The following is a 17842-nucleotide window of genomic DNA, read 5'->3' as shown; positions in this document are numbered from 1 at the left end:
GGTCTTCGCTCCGTGGCGGCATGTCGTTACGTGCGGCTTGCCGGTGTGGCCCGACGGCGGGGCGTGGCCCCATGAGCCACCGTTCGGCTGCACCGGGCGCTGGCCTATACTCGGTGGTCTGACTCACCGGAGCTCTTCGTGATGAACGCACCCACCCGCATCGACACCACCCGCACCATCCGCGCGCCGCGCGGCAGCGAGCTTTCCTGCAAGAGCTGGCTCAGCGAGGCGCCGTTCCGCATGCTGCAGAACAACCTCGATCCCGAGGTGGCGGAGAACCCGGCGGAGCTGGTGGTGTACGGCGGCATCGGCCGCGCCGCGCGCAACTGGGAGTGCTTCGACGCGATCCTGAAATCGCTGCGCGAACTGAACGACGACGAGACCCTGCTGGTGCAGTCCGGCAAGCCGGTCGGCGTGTTCCGCACGCATGCGGACGCGCCGCGCGTGCTGATCGCGAACTCCAACCTGGTGCCGCACTGGGCCACCTGGGAACACTTCAACGAGCTCGATAAGAAGGGCCTGATGATGTACGGCCAGATGACGGCCGGCTCGTGGATCTACATCGGCTCGCAGGGCATCGTGCAGGGCACCTACGAGACGTTTGTGGAGATGGGCCGGCAGCACTACCACGGCTCGCTCAAGGGACGCTGGATCCTCACCGCCGGCCTCGGCGGCATGGGGGGCGCGCAGCCCCTGGCCGCCACGCTCGCCGGCGCCTGCAGCCTCAACATCGAATGCCAGCAGAAGAGCATCGACTTCCGCCTGAAGACCCGCTACGTCGACGAGCAGGCCACCGACCTCGACGACGCGCTGGCGCGCATCGCGAAGTACACCGCCGCCGGCGAAGCGAAATCCATCGCGCTGCTCGGCAACGCCGCCGACGTGCTGCCGGAACTCGTGCGCCGCGGCGTGCGCCCCGACGCCGTCACCGACCAGACCAGCGCGCACGACCCGGTCAACGGCTACCTGCCGCAGGGCTGGACGCTGGAGCAATGGTTCGAGCGGCGCAAGGCCGACCCGGTCGGCACCGCGCGCGCCGCCAAGCTGTCGATGAAAACCCACGTGGACGCGATGCTCGCGTTCCACGCGCAGGGCATCCCCACCTTCGACTACGGCAACAACATCCGCCAGATGGCCCAGGACGTCGGCTGCGAAAACGCGTTCGCGTTCCCCGGCTTCGTGCCCGCCTTCGTGCGCCCGCTGTTCTGCCGCGGCGTCGGCCCGTTCCGCTGGGTCGCGTTGTCCGGCGACCCGGGGGACATCTACAAGACCGACGCCAAGGTCAAGGAACTCATCCCCGACGACGAGCACCTGCACCGCTGGCTCGACATGGCGAAAGAGCGCATCAGCTTCCAGGGGTTGCCCGCGCGTATCTGCTGGGTCGGCCTGGGCCTGCGCGACAAGCTCGGCCTCGCGTTCAACGAGATGGTGCGCAAGGGCGAGTTGAAGGCGCCGGTGGTGATCGGGCGCGACCATCTGGATTCCGGCTCGGTGGCGTCACCGAACCGCGAGACCGAGGCGATGAAGGACGGCAGCGATGCCGTCAGCGACTGGCCGCTGCTCAATGCCATGTTGAACGTGGCTGGTGGCGCGACCTGGGTGTCGCTGCATCATGGTGGTGGGGTGGGGATGGGGTACTCGCAGCATTCCGGGGTGGTGATCGTGTGCGATGGCACGAAGGAAGCGGACGAGCGGATTGCGCGGGTGCTGTGGAACGATCCGGGCACCGGGGTGATGCGGCATGCGGATGCGGGGTATGAGATTGCAGCGGAGTGTGCGAAGGAGCAGGGACTGAAGTTGCCGATGGTGTGAGGTGATTTGCCTCGCGTATGCGCCTAAGTGTTTAACGGAAATGGCACCAATGTGCGTGACGTAGACTTTACTCAATTAGGGGATTGGTAATGCATCTAAAATCATTGGTTATCAAGAATTTTCGGGGCATTCAAGACATTCAGGTTGAGTTCGATAAAAGGGTCGGTGTAATTGTCGGTCCCAATGCGATCGGAAAGACAACAATTTTGGAAGCTATAAGGCTTGCCAAAGCATTGCTCGCACCACGCACTCAGCAGGAAACGCAGCAAGTCCTATTTGCCTTAGGTGCTTCTAATCCACACAATCCGCAACTTTTGATCTTAGAGGCCTTGGCAGGAGATATTGAGAGGAAAGTTGAGATAACTTGCAAATATCGAGCATTGCAGGAAGAAATAGATCTTATTGGATCCTCTATTTCAAAAATGGCTATTGGATTGGTGCAGGCTCGAGCGGGGCAGAATTTCGTAAATCCAGCAGCGCAGGTGGCTTTTTTTTCTTCTCCTCAAACAAAGGCCTTAATTCAAAAGGCGGAGGAGGATCTGAGTAGTTATTTAAGCGCCGTTTGTGACAATGGCAAGCTTATAAAGCTATCTATAGTGATAGACCCTGTGTCTGGAAGAATAGAGAATTTGGATGAATTTGGCCCTCTTTTCTTTGGTTTTATAGATCGAGGCAATCCGCCACAAATTGCGTCCTTCAGTTATTTTCCTGCGGACAGGGCTCTGCCGTATGGTGAGGTGCCTGTTCAGCTTGGTGCTGCTGATGTCAATAATCAGATTGAGTCGCACAACTCTCAACCTCAGCTCAAGTTTTCTAGATTAAAGAATACGATATTTAATGTCGTGGCAATGAGTGGTGGCGATCGTAGCCTGTTGGCGAAAGAGTTCAAAAGGATATTTGAAGGGATATTGCCGGGTCGGGAACTTATGGGTGTGGGCATTAATCAGCACGGTCAATTGAATATTTCAATTCAAGATACCGAAAGCAAGAGAGTTTTCGATATCGATAGACTGAGCAGCGGTGAAAAGGGGCTGATTCTTACGTTCTTATTGCTCTGGCAGACGGTTGCTGAACACGGATTTGTGATGCTTGACGAGCCGGAGCTTCATTTGAATCCGTCGGTTTGTCGCGAACTTTTGCCGTTCCTTGTGAGTTCTTATGTCTTAGAGAAGGATATGCAGATTCTAATTTGCACTCATTCGCCTGAGATACTTACAAGCGCGTTAGAAATTGGTGAGTGCTCTCTATATCATCTCACCTCGGGATACTCTCTGAACAAAGTCATGAGGCAAGATCAAAGTGACGTGGTTGAGGCTCTGCGATGCCTGGGCACTTCTGAAAGTGACGGTTTGCTTTATAAGGCCACAATACATGTAGAAGGCGTAGATGATGTAGACCTTTTGAAGCAAGGCTTTGGTGATTTGTTGCGAAGATATAAGCTCGTTGACTTGGGTGGTCGAGGTGAAGTCGAAAAGCATATTAAAAAGCTTCAATTGTTGGAGGCAGAGGGCAAGGATCTGACGCCGCGATATTTTATTTTTGACCGCGATGAGGCTCCAACAGGGCTGAAAAGCACGAATGCCGTCCGCATCCTTCAATGGAAACGACGGTGTTTGGAAAATTATTTAATTGACGCCGAAGCGATTGGTATGCTTTTACAGGAAAGGGAATTCACAAAAGAGCCTATATCGAGTCAAGGAAAAGCTGGCGCCATTCTTCGCGAATTGGCTATGTCTCAGCTTGACCAGCTCGCCGCCAAAAATGTCTTTGCGACTTATAAATATGAAAGTCCCGGACTTCGTGCTAGCGATGTTTCCGGGAAAGATATTGCCACATTTGCTGATGCGTTGTACGCAAGAATTAAACTTGTGCGCGATCAATTGTGTGGAATTGATGAAATTGCATGGAAAGGTGACTTCATTACTAAGTGTGAAAAGGAGCGCCAAGAGCTGGAGGATTTTTGGGCGAGCGATTGGCAGAATGAGTGTGATGGCAAGAAACTATTCAACGACATTCAGTCTAAGGCATCGTTGAATGTTTCGATCGCGAAATTTAAAAAGAGAATTATGTTGCAAATCGGCCAGACGCCAGCGAAGGAGGGCTGGATGGCAATGAGAGACCAACTTAAATCATTACTTGCAGAAGAAGTTGATGCGAAGATCTAAGGGAGAGGGGGGATAAACCCATGCGCTTGTGAAGCGCTGGTTAGACATCAGCCTTACCCGACCCCAGGTCAGCCAACCTCTAGACCACCCCCGGATAACGGGATGGAGGCAATTAAGCCGCGATCATGGGCTCCACAGAGAAAAGGTGTCAGGGATAATTTTTGTCGCAGAACTCGGGTCAGAGAGCACTTCAATTGGGCGACGTATACGGAAATTCGACTCTACCCCCGGGCCCTTCGATGAGCGCACCATCTCCCACCAAGACCATCGGCCTGCTCGCCTACGACGACATGCAGGCGCTGGATCTCGCCGGCCCGCTGGATGTATTCGGCGGCGCGAATTCGCTCGCGCACGGCACACCGCCGTATGAGCTTTGCACCATCGGTCTGCAGGCGTGCGCGGTGCGTGCGGAGAACGGTTTGTCGATCGTGCCTGCGCACGCGCTGGACGATGTGCCGCCGCTGGATACGCTGCTGATACCGGGCGGCCTGGGTGCGCGGCTTGCCATCAATCGCGATGCGCGCCTGCTCGAATGGTTGCGCGAACGCGCGAAGGACACCCGGCGCATCGTCTCGATCTGCACCGGCGCGTACGTGCTGGCGGCGGCGGGGTTGCTCGACGGCCGCCGCGTCACCACGCACTGGCATTATGCCGACGACCTTGCGCGTCGCTATCCCGCCTTGCATGTCGAAACGGATCGGCTGTTCCTGCGTGACGGCTGCTTTGCCACGTCCGGTGGGCTTACCGCAGGCATGGACCTGGCGCTCGCGCTGGTGGAGGAAGACCTCGGTGCGTCGGCCGCGCTCGGCGTCGCGCGGTATCTGGTGATGTACGTGAAGCGGCCCGGCAACCAGGCGCAGTTCTCCACGCCGCTGGCGGCGCAGGCGCAAGGCAACGGCCGCATGGGTGCGCTGGTGGATTGGCTGCTGGCGCATCTGGACGAAAACGTCGGCATGGAACGCATGGCCGAACAGGTGGCGATGAGCGCGCGGCATTTCCGCCGCGTGTTCGCCGAGACTTTCGGCGTGACGCCTGCGCGTTTCGTCGAGAAGTTGCGGCTGGAACAGGCCTGCATGCGATTGACGCAAGGCAGGGCGCCGATCGAGCGCATCGCATCGAGCGTGGGCTTCAACAGCGCGGATGCGTTCCGCCGGGCGTTCCGCGCCCGCTATGGCACGACGCCGAACGAATACCGCGAGCGCTTCTCCGGCTGAGGTCTGGCCGGATTCGTCGGCTTTGCGTCCTTCGCGGCGCGCATCGAGACAGGAGAATTCCGCTGCCCCTTTCTGTCGGAGAACGCCCGTGCTGTCGAAGCCGCTTTGCCTGGTGCTGATGGCCGCGATGGCCGCCACTTCTTTCGCCGCGGCAGCCGATGATCCGGTCTCGGCGAACACGCATGCTCCCGCCTACACCGCCGACGGCAAGCTGATCCTGCCTGCGGACTATCGCGAGTGGGTGTATCTCAGCTCCGGCCTCGACATGAGCTACAACCCGAAGGCGATGGCCTCGCCCAGCCCGATGTTCGACAACACCTTCGTCAATCCGGAGAGCTATCGCGCCTTCGTGCGCACCGGCAGCTGGCCGGACAAGACCGTGATCGTGCTGGAAGTGCGTGGCTCGACGGGCAACGGTTCGATCAATCAGCGCGGGCATTACCAGAGCGGGGGCGTGCAGGGCATGGAAGTGCACGTGAAGGACACCGTGCGCTTCCAGGGCGGCTGGGCGTTCTTCAGCTTCGACGACAGTGCCGCGCCGGCGAAACAGATCCCGGTTGCCGAGGCGTGTTACTCCTGCCACAGCGCGCATGCGGCGGTAGACACGACGTTCGTGCAGTTCTATCCGACGCTGTTGCCCATCGCACGGCAGCACGCCACGCTGAGCGCGGCGTACCTGGAGGACACGGCGGAACTGCTCGAGTCGCCGGCAAAGTAAGCACAAGACTGATACCGTTCGCCGTATGGCGTGGTCCAGACCGGCCACGCGCCCGTTGTCGGGAGACGACAATCCAGGGGAACGCATCAATGAGCAGGATCTTCATGACTGCGGCGGCGCTTGTGTTGCTGACCGTATGCACGGCGCGGGCAACGATTCCGCCGACGCCGAAACTCGACGATCGGGCCGCCGAGCCGGCGGCAGACGTCGCCCAGTTGGTGCAGAAGGCCTTCACTGACGCCAGTCACAATGACACGGCGTCCGCGCAGGCAAGACTCGACAAGGCGGTTCATGCCGAGGGTTTCGACGACCTTCCGACGGATCTGCGATACCGCGCACTGCTGGTTGCCAGCCTGATCGCCACCCAGAGCGGCCAGGACAAGAAGGCTCACGAAATGGTCGTGCGGGCGACGGCTTTTGACGAGGCCGATGAGACGGCATGGACGACCCGTCTCTCCACCGCGTTTTCCGTCGGCGATTACAGCGATGCAGGGCATTGCGTGGCTGTCTTAGCTCAGCGCTGGCCCGGAAAGCTGGGCAACCTGAATTCCGGTGCGATCAGGCAGCTTCATTACCAGTTCCTGCAGGTGCAGAACCCTGACACCGATCGGGAGATGCTGGACGCACTGTTCGATGCGGGATGGCTGGAGAGTGGTATCGAGCCCAGCAATCTATGGCGTGACCTGGCGCTGCTGCATATTGAACACAACGACATCGCGCGCGCCACGGCGGTCGCGTTGCGGATCACCTCGGCTCAGGCTGCGCTGAGCATGCGCGTGGATCGGCGTTTTGATCCCATCACCCTCAAGCGCCCCCAGGATTTCGATATCGATCGCCTGGTCGCCGCGGAGATCAAGGCAGCGCAGGAACGAGTGAAGGCCCAACCGGACAAGCTTGAGCCCATTGCGGACCTTCAAGCGCTGCTCCTGATCACCGGCCAGTATGCGCGCGTGCTTTCGATCAGCAACACGGTACTCATTCATTCCGGGCACGGAGACGGCCCCAAGACCTACACGGACTTTGACGACAAATACCCTTGGGTGCTCGACAACCGTTCCCGGGCGTTCAAACGGCAGGGACGTTGGGACGATGCCGTGCGCGTAGAAGTATTGGCAGCGCGGCGTCCCGAGCATGGCGGCATGAACGTAAGCCAGTTGATCAATCTCGGGGAGCTGTACGCCGATCTCGATTTGCCCGACAAGGCAGCCGATACCATCGTCGAACTCGGCAACATGAGTCCCTTCGGGCGCATGCAGCTGGAAAGCGTGAAACTGCGAATCGCTGTCGCGAAAAACGACGCCGCCGCCATCGCTGCCTCCATGAGCTATCAGCGCGAGCATCGCGCCGATGCCATTGCCACGTGGGAGGACGCCCTGCTGCTTTGTGGGAAGCTTGACGAGGCCGAATCCCTGCTTATCGAGCGGCTGCAGAAACCCGCTTGGCGGAATGCTGCGCTCGTCGACATGCAGCATTACGCTGATGTCACCGAAACGCCGAAGGAAAAGCTGATTCACGACCGTTGGAACACGGTCACCGCGCGGCCCGATGTCCAGGCCGCCATGCAGAAGGTCGGCCGGGTGGAGAAGTTTCACATTACGGAGGCGCTGCGCTGATCCATCGGGAAAATTGAAGCGAAAGGTTTCAGGGACAATTTTCGACTAGCTATCGCGTCGTTCAAAATGTCCCTGACACCATTCCTGCATTTCCTGGTGCCCAGCGAGCAATTTCCAGTCAGGGGGCAACGTGGGCAATTCCTGTCATCAAGAACAGCCGGGTGCTGCCGTTGCATCGCCCTCCCGCCTCCCGCCGACGCGGGAGAGCGTGATCGTGACCGTGCTTCCCACTGCCGCGTTCGGCGCTGTGGGCGTTTGGCGGTGTCTGCAGGGAGACAACGCGGGATTCCTGTTTCTCGGTCTGACGGCGATGCTCATCGGTCTCGCGATATTCGCTGCAATCCATCGACGCCGTGTTGCTCCGGAGGGGCCGCCCGATCCATCGGCGGCATGGGGGCTGCCAGGGCGCGCGGATCAGCGCGTGCACACGTTCACCTATTCCCGCGGAACGATCTGGACGGCCAGGGCCTGCGGTGCGTTGAGCTTGCTGGCAGGGCCGGCAATCTATCTGGCGAGCAGCCCCCGCCCTGCGGGTACGGACCTTTGGTGGCTGGCCGCGTTCGTCCTGGTATTCAACAGCGCGTTTCTGCTCATGGTGCTGGCCTGCGAGCGATATCGGGTGGAAGTCGGCCCGGACGGCATCGTCCACTATCGTCTCCGGCCCCCGTTGCAGCATGCCTTTGCGGCACTCGGTAGCCTTGCGTTGCTCCAAGGCGGTGGGAGGGGCCCCGCATATGTGCTCGCCCTCTACGACAAACGGGGCCGATGCGTGGATACCTTCGGCGACACGCTGGAAGGTTTCACCGAGCTGACGGCATTGGCGAAGGAATACGCCTTCGCGGCAGGCATCACGTTTCGCTACCGGGATATGTGGGGCGCATGGACAGGCTAGGGTAAAAACAGAGTCAGGGTGCACTTTATTTGGCGGACGCTCTAGAAAGTCGACTCTGACCCGCGTTTCTCCGACGAAAAAAGGTCATTGCGGTGCAGCCTTTGCCCCGAAGAAGCACTGGACGAACAGTGACATATTCTCCCGAGACTGCTGTTGAAAGGCCAGCAATGAAGCCGTCCTCATGGTTGCCATAAATTTCATAACGAGCCACAACGGATTGGTCGGCGTTCAACTCAACAATCAGCGGGACAAATGGATAAATTAACCCTGTCGTCGCGCCAAATATAACTATGGATCCATTGGGCATAGTGACTACACTTGCCAACCCGATACTTCCGGGACTATCCTTAAAGTTTAGGTATTTAGTGTCACTAATTTGATTAAGCTTTTCATCAAGTTGTACCATATGCGGTGTAGTAATTATGGCCTCATTAGCACGACACAAAAATTGGAGGTGCTCGATCGAATTTTGATGATTCACCCATACACAGGGGCCGTCAAGTTTTGCTCTCTTAATTACATTTCCATTCGGGTCAAGCAAGGAGAGGTCATCAAAAGACTCGAGAACGAGATTTCCATTCGATAATGGCCGAGCGATACCGTCTATAGTTTTAATTTCCGACGCAGGCCTTTTAATTTTCCAGACTATTTTACCTTTTCCATCAAGTTTCAGTTGCGTTGTGATCTTATATGTAGTCCTGGCGCCGCCAAGATACGAGCCGGTCACTTGCGCTTCGCCAAACACAAAAAAGCCATCACCCCAATTGCTGCAGCCGGAAGCTTCGGTTAATAACTCATTATTATCAGAGCCACGCAATGCAGGGTCAATTCGATTTACTTCATGTCCCATTTTATCAAGCAGGATGACAACACCTCCTAAAGCGTCCGAATCATTCTTTCCGCTTTCACGTCGGTTGCCACAGAGTAGGACGCCACCATCTAGGGTTGCTGCAGCCCCCGTGAATCCCACAACCGTTCCCGCGTGTATAGGATCGCGATATATCCACTGTGTTTGACCTTGGCCGTCAGTTTTAATAACGCCATTGCCATACCCTGTTTCCAAGACAAAGTAACCGCCATCTGCAGCCTTCAGTAGTTCCGATGGCCCACTATTATTCTCTGAATCGAGAATGACTTCGCGTTCGATCCTGAATCCGCTGAATAGGTTCAGTGCTCCTCCTATCGCGATGGCCGGCAGCACCAGAATCACCAATACGCATAATTTCTTGAATGTAGTCATCACCGTACTTCCCCGTTCATTCGAGGTTTACCGCGGATCGGCCCCTCGGCAAACGAATTACTGTCATGTCGGTGGGCTCGATCCGGCAGGTGCCATCCCTTTCCAGATTGTCGGCCACTTGGGAACCAGCCCCAATGATGCTGAATGCCCTTATCCGCTTTTTAAGGCGAAAACAGGGGTCAGGGTGCACTTTATTTGGCGGACGCTCTAGAAAGTCGACTCTGACCTGGGTTTCCCGTTGTCGGTGTAATCCCGGGATGACCAGGCGGCAGCGATTGAACCGCGATAACCGTCCTCTTGTTTTCAGGAAAGGAACTTCACCAGCAACTGCCGCTTGGGCTCGGGCAGCTTGTGGAATGCATCGAGCAGGCGGCTCTCGCCTTCGGTCAGCCGCCGATAGACGGCGCGGGTTTCTCCCACGCCCAGCGGCATGGGGCCCCGACCGGTGGCAAGCCATTCGAGGCTGATGTCGAAATCCTTGGCCAGCTCGATGATGCGAGAGAGTTCGGGCTGTGCAAGGCCTGTGAGCCATTTGCGGGCTGTTTCCCTCGACACGGCGTAGCGATCCGCCAGGGCGCTCGTTCTTCCGCGTCCCTGTACGAAACCGGTCCGGTCCAGCGTCTTCCGCAGGCGATTCGCGAAGTCCTCGTAGGGTGCGGCCATGCAAATCCCTTTTGTCGCATCGTCCCCGGTGCTTGCGCGTGGCGACGTTTGGCAGGTGCGTTCCATTGTTGCGCACGAGCGTTGGTGCATATGCTATTTTCAGTTGTTGACAATGGCACGTTTCGATTGCATTATGCTTGCTGTGCGAGATACTGCAAACAGGAGTCAGGGCGCATTTCTTCGAGGAGGGGTTGTAGAAGACGACTCTGATCCCTTCGGGTGGGCACTTCATGGAGCGAGGAGGCGAGCATGTCGACGATCGATTCGGATGATCTGGAAGTGACGGGCCATTTCCTGCCGGAGGACAGCCAGCTGCGGCTGAAGAAGCTGCGCGAGTATGTGGAGTTCCTGGCCAACCTGGCACGACCGCGCATGGCGGACGAAGCAAAGGAGTGGTACGCGGGGATTCGCCCGGGCGAGGTGGCGATCTGCCTGGAACTGCTGGAGGAGCAGATCGCTCAGGTGCTGGACGAACTCTCCTGGTCGGCCGAGCGTGGCGAAAGGGCGGCAGCACGCGAGGCCGATATGGAAGCGGAGGCTTGCACGGAAGCCGCGATACCGGACGCTGCCGAGCCGGTGAGGGATGAGGCCGGCAACCGCTTCCTCTTCGGCGTCACCCTGGATCAGATCGACGAGATCAACCTGCTGCTGAGCAGCCTTCGGGCCCTTGGCAACGTGGTGACCTGCAGCGATCACGCCGAGTTATCCGACGTCACGCTGTCGATCATGGGGGATGCCATCGTCCGCGACGTGGAGAAGCTGCGCGAGATCATTCGCGAGGTGAATTCGCAGCGGCTGGGGCCAGCGCGAGGCGTGCGAACCGGCGTACGCGAGGAGCTTGGCACCTACCACACGCTGCCCACCCGTCTGCCCATGCGCAGCATGTCGCATGTCGTGCCGCAGCTTCCGACCTACCAGTAGCGAGAGAGGCAAAGCAGGGGTCAGAGCGCACTTCATCTGGCGGACGCTCTGGAAAGTCGACTCTGACCCGGGTTCGACGCTTTCGCCTGCAGCCGCACCCTCGCCTCAGGCGGAAGTTGGCCCGGTTCGAGCTGCACAGCGCGAGTCAGGACACGACTTTTCACTGGCGTTTGTCTCAAGATGCGCTCCCCGTCGCTCGTCGCGTCAGGGCACGTGACGTGCGCGTCCCCTCCCTCCAAGCAAGGATCACCATGCTCGCACTTGTGTTTGATCGAACAGGAGAACCACGCGAGGTACTTCGTGTTGTGGATATGCCGAAGCCACAGCCGGGGCCTCGCGACGTGCTGATCGCGGTGCGCGCGAGGGTCATCCAGCCCGCCGACGGCATGTTCATCGCAGGGCGCTATCGCGTGAAGCCGAGCTTTCCGCAGGTGGCCGGTTTCGATGCGGCCGGCGTGGTGGAAAGCGTCGGCGCGGAAGTGGGCCATGTGCGGCCGGGGCAGCGCGTGGCGTTTCGCTATCCGGGCGCGTGGGCGCAGTTTGCCGTGGCGGCGGCAGCACGCGTCTATCCGGTGCCAGACGATCTTTCCGCGCAGCTGGACGACGGCGTCGTGTGCCAGTTCGGGCTGAACCCGCTGACCGCATGGGGCCTGCTCGACGTGGCGCGCCTGCCGCGCGGCGCTCGCGTCCTCGTCACGGCGGGCCGTTCGGCGGTGGCGGGCCTGCTGGGGCACCTCGCGTTGCAGCGTGGCGTGGTGGCCGAACGGCTGGTGCGCGCAGGTGAGAACCATAGCCTGCTGGATGCCTCGGGCACGCAGGTTCTGGCGCAGGCGGACGACGTGGCGCAGACGCTGGCCGCCGTCGCTCCCTACGATGCCGTACTGGACGCGGTGGGCGGGCCGGGCGTTCCGGCGCTGATTGCCGCGACCGTGCCCAGTGGCCGGATGGTGACCTACGGCGTGCTCGACGACCGGCCGTTCGAGATGCACGCGGCCACGATGGTGTACCGCAATCTCTCCTGGCAGGGCTTCGGCATCGATGGCTGGCTGAACCAGTGCGGGGCCGCGACGCTGGCCCGCGCGCAGCGCGAATGCTGGGAGCTGTTGGCGGGCTATCCCGAACTGGTTCCCATCGCCGCACAGTACCCCCTGCACGATTTCGACGCGGCGCTGGCGGCGGCAGCTACCGGCAAGGGCGGCAAGGTCCTGCTGGTTTGACGTGCATGGTTTGCGGCTCGCCCCGCTTCCGGTAAAGATGCACGGGCATTCCCGCCCGCCACCGCCTTCGTCCCATGACTGACCGTCGTATCCGCCGCATCGTGATCGTTGGAGGAGGGACGGCTGGCTGGATGGCGGCCGCCGCGCTGGCGAGGGGGTTGCAGGGCAACTGCCGCATCGACGTGGTGGAGTCCGACGAAATCGGCACCATCGGCGTCGGCGAGGCGACGCTGCCGCCGATCAAGCTGTTCAACCAGACCCTCGGCATCGACGAGAACGCGTTCGTCGCCGCGACGCAGGGCACGTTCAAGCTCGGCATCGAGTTTGTCGACTGGAGCAGCCTGGGGCACCGCTATTTCCATCCCTTCGGGCAGATCGGCATGCCGTTCGATGCGGTGCCGTTGCACCAGTACTGGCTGCGCGAGCGCGCTCGTGGCGACACCACGCCACTTCAGGATTACGCCTACGCCTGGGTAGCCGCGCGCAAGGGCCGCTTCGAGCGGCCGTCGGGCGGGCGCCAGCACGTGCAGTCCACGTTCGACTACGCCTACCACTTCGACGCCGCCCTGTACGCGCGCTTCCTGCGTGGCTACGCCGAGCAGCGCGGCGTGGTGCGCACGGAGGGCAAGGTGGTGGACGTCACGCTGCGCGGCGACGACGGTTTCATCGAATCGGTGACGCTCGCCGGTGGCGCGGTGCTGGAGGCCGACCTGTTCATCGACTGCTCCGGTTTCCGCGGCCTGCTGATCGAGGGCAGCCTGAAGACCGGCTACGAGAGCTGGGAGCAGTGGCTGCCGTGCGACCGCGCGGTGGCCGTGCCGAGCGCGCATGGCGAGGCGCCGGTGCCGTACACCCGCGCCACGGCGCATGCGGCGGGCTGGCAGTGGCGCATTCCGCTGCAGCATCGCATGGGCAACGGCCTGGTCTACGGCAGCCGCTACATCGGCGACGACGAGGCGACGGCGCTGCTGCTGTCCAAGCTCGAGGGCGAGGCGCTGGCGGAACCGCGCCTGCTGCGCTTCGTCACCGGGCGGCGGCGCCTTGCCTGGAACCGCAACTGCGTGGCGCTGGGCCTGGCCGCGGGCTTCATGGAGCCGCTGGAGTCGACCAGCATCCACCTGGTGCAGTCGTCCCTGTCGCGCCTCCTGGCGTTGTTCCCCGACCGTGACTTCGATCCGCTGGCCGCGCGCGAATTCAACCGTCTCACGCATGCCGAGCACGAGCGCATCCGCGACTTCCTGATCCTGCACTACCACGCCACGACGCGCGACGACGCCCCGCTGTGGCGCGACTGCCGCGCGATGGCGATCCCCGACACCTTGCAATACAAGCTCGACCAGTTCCGCAGTTGCGGCCGCACCGTGGCCGAGCCGCTGGAGCTGTTCCAGAACCCGAACTGGCTGGCGGTGATGATCGGCCAGGAAGTCTGGCCCGCGCGCTACGACCCGCTGGTGGACCTGCGCACCGCCGTCGACGCACCGAGCCGGCTGGCCGAGCTGCGGCAAGTGATGGAGCAGGTTGCGCTGGCGATGCCGACCCAGGCCGAGTACATCGATCGCCATTGCCGCGCGCGCTAGGGTCCGCCGTCCACCAGCAAAGGGGCTGAAGGGGATGGAGTGCCGGTGTCGCGGACCCATTGAATCCACGGCCCCAAGCGTACTTGTCAGCCGGCCGGCGGCTTGCCGATGAACACCGCCAGTTGGGCGGCGAAGGCGCGTTTGTACGCAGGTCTCGCTTCGCCGCGGGCAACATAGGCGGCGAGGGTCGGGTACTCGTCCAGCATTCCGGAGGGCCTCAGCCGGAGCAGCGCGTGCACCATCATGAGGTCGCCCGCGCTGAACGCGCCGTCGAGGCAGTCGGCGTCGCCGAGGCGGACGGAAAGCTCGCCCAGCCGGCCGCGGATGCGGTCCTTGATGAGCGGCAGGCGTTCCGCGGTCCAGGGCTTGTCGCCTTCCTGGAACCTGGCGATTTGCAGCTCGATGATGGGCTGCTCCACCGTGTTGAGCGCGGCGAACATCCAGCTGACCGCGCGGGCCCGGGCGTTCGCCTCGTCCGGCAGCAGGCCCGCATGGTGTTGCGCGATGTGCAGCACGATGGCACCCGACTCGAACAGGACGAGCCCGTCTTCCTCGTAGGTGGGGATCTGCCCGAACGGCTGCAGCGCGCGATGCGCGGGTTCCTTCATCGCCTTGAACGAAACAAGACGAACGTTGTAAGGCTGCTCCACTTCTTCGAGCGCCCAGCGCACGCGCATGTCGCGCGCAAGGCCCTGGCCGCGGTCGGGCGAGCTTTCGAAGGCGGTGATGGTGGGGATCATGGGAAGGCTCCGGGGGATGGCGTGTCGCGGATGCAGGGGCAGCGTGCCAGCGTCAGCCGCGCCGGGCCGCCTCGATCGCGGAGATGTCGATCTTCGTCATCGTCATCATTGCCTCGAACGCGCGCTTGGCGGCGGCGGGATCGGGGTCGGCGACCGCGGCCGTCAGGGCGCGCGGAGTGATCTGCCACGACAGGCCCCACTTGTCCTTGCACCAGCCGCAGACGCTGGCCTGCCCGCCGTGGTCGATGATGGCGTTCCACAGGCGGTCGGTTTCGGCCTGGTCGTCGGTCGCCACCTGGAACGAGAACGCATCGGTGTGCGGGACTCCGGGGCCGCCGTTCAGGCCCAGGCACGGGATGCCGATGACCGTGAACTCCACCATCAGCACGTTGCCCTGCTTGCCGGCGGGATAGTCACCGGGTGCGCGGTGGACGCTGCCCACGGTGCTGTCGGGAAACGTTTTGGCATAGAACGTCGCGGCATCCAGCGCGGTGCCGTCGTACCAGAGGCAGATCGTGTTCTTGCTGGGCATATCGTTTCTCCTGATCCAGGGCGGCAAGATGCCTTCATGCTTGTGACGAATGGCGGGCGCGCGGATCGACACGACGCCATGGGCTTGTGCCGGCAGAGCCGCACCCTGCATGGGCATGCCGGGGCAGGCTCATGCTTTCTTCGCCGCGAAGCATGAATGTTTCCACGTGTCCGCGGGGCGTGGACCGGCTTGCTGGCGGGCCTGTCGAGCGGGACGGGCTTTTACGCGCCTGCCGCCACGTCGATGCGCAGAAACGGGATCAGGCACCCGCGGTCTCGGCCGCGAAGGCCTCGACCAGCGGCTGGTATTCCTCCATCGCGGGGAAGCCTGCATAGCTGTGCTTCGCCGGGGTCGACGCCCAGGGGAGCCGGGCGGCGGTGCAGGTCTCGATGAACGGCACGAAGTCTTCGTGCGGGTCGAGCACCGAGGGGCGCAGGTTGACCAGCCAGTCCAGCCCTGCCGGGCGGGTCATCACCCACGACTTGCAGAACGCGCAGTACAGATGGCTGTGCTCGCCCTGCAGGCCGCCGCGGACCAGCTCGCCCTCGATCACCTCCACACCGTCGGCGGGCATCGCCAGCGACAGCGAGAACGCGCTGCCGGTCATCTTCTGGCAGCCGTGGCAGTGGCACGCCATGCTGAGCATGGCCGGCTTGGTGATGCGCAGATGCACGCGGCCGCAGCGGCAGGTACCGGTGGCGGGGAGCTGTCGCGGATAGGGCATGGACGGGTTCCTGGTCTGGATGAGGTGTCAGGGCAGTTGCTGACGGAGCACTGGTTTCCCGGACGGCTCATATATAGAAACACAGACTGCGACATCACCAGCGGCCGCCACCATTGTGCCGGTCAGTCCGGAATGTCCGCTTCCACCAGTTTCCCGAGCAGCACCAGCGATTCCTGCCAGCCCAGGTAGCACTGTTCGGCCGGGATGGCTTCGGGCACGCCTTCCTGCACCACCTGCAATTCGGTACCGCAAGATACGGCGCGCAAGGTGATGGTGGTGGTCATCTCGCCGGGCAGGTTGGAGTCATCGAAGCGGTCGTTGTACCTGATCCGCTCGCCCGGCACGAGTTCCTGGTAGGTGCCGCCGAAGCTGTGGCCGTTGCCGCTGGAGAAGTTGGTGAACGTCATCCGGTGGCTGCCGCCGACCTGAGCGTCGAGCTGGTGCACCTTGCAGGTGAAGCCGTTCGGCGGCAGCCACTTGGCGATGGCGTCGGCATCGAGGAAGGCGCGGTAGATCCGCGCGGGCGGGGCGCGCAGCACGCGGTGGAAACGAAGGGTGTTGGTGGTCATGGTGGCTTCCGTGGCAAGAAGATGAGCCCCCGTCCCGCGGGGCGAACGGACGGGACGGGGCGCCGTGGCTAGGCCGGCAGGCTCACGACCGGCATGAAGCCGCCGAAGATCATGCGCTTGCCGTCGAAGGGCATGTCGCCGCCGGCGGCGTCCATGCGCGAATCTTTCATGACTTTCTCCATGCCGGCGTCGCGGGTGGCCTTGTCCGGCCATTCGATCCAGGAGAACACCACGGACTCGTCCGGCTTCGCCTGCACGGCGCGGTGGAAATCGGTGAGCTTGCCTTCGGGCACGTCGTCGCCCCAGCACTCCACCACCTTGGTGGCGCCGAACTCCAGGAAAATGGCGTCGAAGGTACGGGCGTGCGCGATGAATTTGTCGCGGTTGGCGTTGGGTACGGCGATCACGAAACCATCGATGTAGGACATGGCTGTCTCCCTGGGAGAATGGCGGCCGAAACGGTCGCCTTCATGGGTGCGACGAATGGGCAGGGACCGGATCGACATGGAAGCGGACGCGATTGCATTTTCGCGTGAAGGGGGGGCGGCTCGCTCTTGTCGACCCTCGTGGATGAAGGCAACCTTGCTCCGGAATGCCATCCGGCCATTACACGCAGCGGAGTACGCGATGAACGGGCAAAGATTCTTCCTCCTGTGCTGGTTGCTCGTGGCGATGGCCGGTTCGGGGGTTGCCGCTCCGGCCCGGGCGGCCGGCGACGATGCCGCCGCGATCCGCAGGGTGATGGCGCAGCAGGCGGCGGCGTGGAACCGCGGCGATGTACCGGACTACATGCGCGGCTACAAGGACGCAGCCGACACCACCTTTGTCGGCAGCAGCGTGCGCAAGGGCTATCGCACGATCCTCGACGGCTACCGCAAGCACTACGCGAGCCCCGCGCAGATGGGCCGGCTCACGTTCTCCGAGCTGGACGTGCGCCTGCTGCCCGGCGCCGACGGCGAGGTGCGCTATGCCGCGGTGACCGGCCGCTTCCACCTCGACCGCGCGGCGCACGGCGAGGTGGCCCAGGACGATGGCGTGTTCTCGCTGCTGTGGGAGAAGACCGTCGACGGCTGGAAGATCATCCTGGACCACACCAGCTGAGCCGCCGGCTCAAAGCTTGAGAAGAAAACCACTTCCTGTGGTTTTCTTCTGTCGCGAGTCCGGCACATGTCCGGACTCGCTCACGCGAATCAGGCACTGGTGTGCCCGATCCGCGTCCGGCCATCGGGCAACTGCTCCTGCGTT

At 61.8% G+C, this 17842-nt stretch carries 17 protein-coding genes; 10 read left to right on the top strand and 7 right to left on the bottom strand.

What is annotated here, in order from left to right:
* The first annotated feature begins 141 nt into the window (after positions 1–141).
* The 6 genes from hutU (at position 142) to DEO45_RS03850 (ending at position 8414) form a co-directional block, all read left to right on the top strand.
* Positions 142–1812, top strand: coding sequence for a urocanate hydratase (hutU, locus tag DEO45_RS03875; RefSeq protein WP_114340977.1), 1671 nt, complete (start codon positions 142–144; stop codon positions 1810–1812).
* An 89-nt stretch (positions 1813–1901) separates the two neighbouring features.
* The gene (locus DEO45_RS03870) at positions 1902–3977 is read left to right on the top strand and encodes an ATP-dependent nuclease (protein ID WP_114340976.1); all 2076 of its coding nucleotides are present in this window, start codon (positions 1902–1904) and stop codon (positions 3975–3977) included.
* Between the two features lie 239 nt (positions 3978–4216).
* Entirely contained in the window at positions 4217–5191 is a 975-nt protein-coding gene (locus DEO45_RS03865; protein ID WP_114340975.1) for a GlxA family transcriptional regulator, read from the top strand.
* 88 nt (positions 5192–5279) lie between these two features.
* Positions 5280–5909, top strand: a complete 630-nt coding sequence (locus tag DEO45_RS03860; RefSeq protein WP_223250774.1) for a cytochrome P460 family protein — start codon at positions 5280–5282, stop codon at positions 5907–5909.
* 89 nt (positions 5910–5998) lie between these two features.
* Positions 5999–7522, top strand: a complete 1524-nt coding sequence (locus tag DEO45_RS03855) for a hypothetical protein (RefSeq protein ID WP_114340974.1) — start codon at positions 5999–6001, stop codon at positions 7520–7522.
* 208 nt (positions 7523–7730) lie between these two features.
* Entirely contained in the window at positions 7731–8414 is a 684-nt protein-coding gene (locus tag DEO45_RS03850; protein ID WP_114340973.1) for a hypothetical protein, read from the top strand.
* Between the two features lie 25 nt (positions 8415–8439).
* On the opposite strand, the gene DEO45_RS16465 is transcribed toward DEO45_RS03850, so the two are convergent.
* Together DEO45_RS16465 and DEO45_RS03845 are read right to left on the bottom strand one after the other, a co-directional pair.
* Complete coding sequence (locus DEO45_RS16465) at positions 8440–9654, bottom strand: hypothetical protein (RefSeq protein WP_147269679.1); 1215 nt, start codon at positions 9652–9654, stop codon at positions 8440–8442.
* Positions 9655–9957: 303 nt separating this feature from the next.
* Positions 9958–10317 carry a helix-turn-helix domain-containing protein gene (locus tag DEO45_RS03845; RefSeq protein WP_114340972.1) on the bottom strand — a complete coding sequence of 120 codons (360 nt, stop codon included), beginning with the start codon at positions 10315–10317 and terminating at the stop codon, positions 9958–9960.
* Between the two features lie 249 nt (positions 10318–10566).
* On the opposite strand from DEO45_RS03845, the gene DEO45_RS03840 reads away from it, so the two are divergent.
* The 3 genes from DEO45_RS03840 to DEO45_RS03830 all read left to right on the top strand — a co-directional run bounded on the left by DEO45_RS03840 (position 10567) and on the right by DEO45_RS03830 (position 14032).
* Complete coding sequence (locus DEO45_RS03840) at positions 10567–11238, top strand: XAC0095 family protein (RefSeq protein WP_114340971.1); 672 nt, start codon at positions 10567–10569, stop codon at positions 11236–11238.
* 251 nt (positions 11239–11489) lie between these two features.
* Positions 11490–12455 (top strand): quinone oxidoreductase family protein, encoded by a 966-nt coding sequence (locus DEO45_RS03835; RefSeq protein ID WP_114340970.1) that lies wholly within the window; start codon positions 11490–11492, stop codon positions 12453–12455.
* Positions 12456–12529: 74 nt separating this feature from the next.
* Complete coding sequence (locus DEO45_RS03830) at positions 12530–14032, top strand: tryptophan halogenase family protein (protein WP_114340969.1); 1503 nt, start codon at positions 12530–12532, stop codon at positions 14030–14032.
* 86 nt (positions 14033–14118) lie between these two features.
* Here the strand turns inward: DEO45_RS03830 and DEO45_RS03825 are convergent, their stop codons facing one another.
* The 5 genes from DEO45_RS03825 to DEO45_RS03805 form a co-directional block, all read right to left on the bottom strand.
* Positions 14119–14772: a glutathione S-transferase family protein gene (locus DEO45_RS03825; RefSeq protein WP_114340968.1), complete on the bottom strand. Its 654-nt coding sequence runs from the start codon at positions 14770–14772 to the stop codon at positions 14119–14121.
* Between the two features lie 52 nt (positions 14773–14824).
* Positions 14825–15304 carry a VOC family protein gene (locus tag DEO45_RS03820; RefSeq protein WP_114340967.1) on the bottom strand — a complete coding sequence of 160 codons (480 nt, stop codon included), beginning with the start codon at positions 15302–15304 and terminating at the stop codon, positions 14825–14827.
* Positions 15305–15563: 259 nt separating this feature from the next.
* A complete protein-coding gene (locus DEO45_RS03815; protein ID WP_114340966.1) occupies positions 15564–16028 on the bottom strand; it encodes a GFA family protein in 465 nt (154 codons plus the stop codon).
* A gap of 122 nt (positions 16029–16150) precedes the next feature.
* The gene (locus DEO45_RS03810) at positions 16151–16597 is read right to left on the bottom strand and encodes an SRPBCC family protein (RefSeq protein WP_114340965.1); all 447 of its coding nucleotides are present in this window, start codon (positions 16595–16597) and stop codon (positions 16151–16153) included.
* Positions 16598–16665: 68 nt separating this feature from the next.
* A complete protein-coding gene (locus DEO45_RS03805) occupies positions 16666–17025 on the bottom strand; it encodes a DUF1428 domain-containing protein (protein ID WP_114340964.1) in 360 nt (119 codons plus the stop codon).
* A gap of 199 nt (positions 17026–17224) precedes the next feature.
* On the opposite strand from DEO45_RS03805, the gene DEO45_RS03800 reads away from it, so the two are divergent.
* Positions 17225–17698, top strand: a complete 474-nt coding sequence (locus DEO45_RS03800) for a YybH family protein (protein WP_114340963.1) — start codon at positions 17225–17227, stop codon at positions 17696–17698.
* Positions 17699–17842 lie beyond the last annotated feature (144 nt).

Source organism: Rhodanobacter denitrificans, from assembly GCF_003335105.1.
In the GTDB taxonomy this organism is placed as follows: Bacteria; Pseudomonadota; Gammaproteobacteria; order Xanthomonadales; family Rhodanobacteraceae; genus Rhodanobacter; species Rhodanobacter denitrificans_A.
Note: the sequence above shows the minus strand (reverse complement) of the source record. Positions and strands in the feature narration are given on the sequence as shown.

Excerpts from the sequence above, each read along its gene's own strand:
- DEO45_RS03855 (WP_114340974.1), top strand. The coding sequence starts at position 5,999 with ATGAGCAGGATCTTCATGACTGCGGCGGCGCTTGTGTTGCTGACCGTA.
- DEO45_RS03815 (WP_114340966.1), bottom strand. The coding sequence starts at position 16,028 with ATGCCCTATCCGCGACAGCTCCCCGCCACCGGTACCTGCCGCTGCGGC.
- DEO45_RS03840 (WP_114340971.1), top strand. The coding sequence starts at position 10,567 with ATGTCGACGATCGATTCGGATGATCTGGAAGTGACGGGCCATTTCCTG.
- DEO45_RS03820 (WP_114340967.1), bottom strand. The coding sequence starts at position 15,304 with ATGCCCAGCAAGAACACGATCTGCCTCTGGTACGACGGCACCGCGCTG.
- DEO45_RS03845 (WP_114340972.1), bottom strand. The coding sequence starts at position 10,317 with ATGGCCGCACCCTACGAGGACTTCGCGAATCGCCTGCGGAAGACGCTG.
- DEO45_RS03825 (WP_114340968.1), bottom strand. The coding sequence starts at position 14,772 with ATGATCCCCACCATCACCGCCTTCGAAAGCTCGCCCGACCGCGGCCAG.
- DEO45_RS03835 (WP_114340970.1), top strand. The coding sequence starts at position 11,490 with ATGCTCGCACTTGTGTTTGATCGAACAGGAGAACCACGCGAGGTACTT.
- DEO45_RS16465 (WP_147269679.1), bottom strand. The coding sequence starts at position 9,654 with ATGACTACATTCAAGAAATTATGCGTATTGGTGATTCTGGTGCTGCCG.
- DEO45_RS03865 (WP_114340975.1), top strand. The coding sequence starts at position 4,217 with ATGAGCGCACCATCTCCCACCAAGACCATCGGCCTGCTCGCCTACGAC.
- DEO45_RS03870 (WP_114340976.1), top strand. The coding sequence starts at position 1,902 with ATGCATCTAAAATCATTGGTTATCAAGAATTTTCGGGGCATTCAAGAC.
- DEO45_RS03830 (WP_114340969.1), top strand. The coding sequence starts at position 12,530 with ATGACTGACCGTCGTATCCGCCGCATCGTGATCGTTGGAGGAGGGACG.
- hutU (WP_114340977.1), top strand. The coding sequence starts at position 142 with ATGAACGCACCCACCCGCATCGACACCACCCGCACCATCCGCGCGCCG.
- DEO45_RS03800 (WP_114340963.1), top strand. The coding sequence starts at position 17,225 with ATGAACGGGCAAAGATTCTTCCTCCTGTGCTGGTTGCTCGTGGCGATG.
- DEO45_RS03805 (WP_114340964.1), bottom strand. The coding sequence starts at position 17,025 with ATGTCCTACATCGATGGTTTCGTGATCGCCGTACCCAACGCCAACCGC.
- DEO45_RS03810 (WP_114340965.1), bottom strand. The coding sequence starts at position 16,597 with ATGACCACCAACACCCTTCGTTTCCACCGCGTGCTGCGCGCCCCGCCC.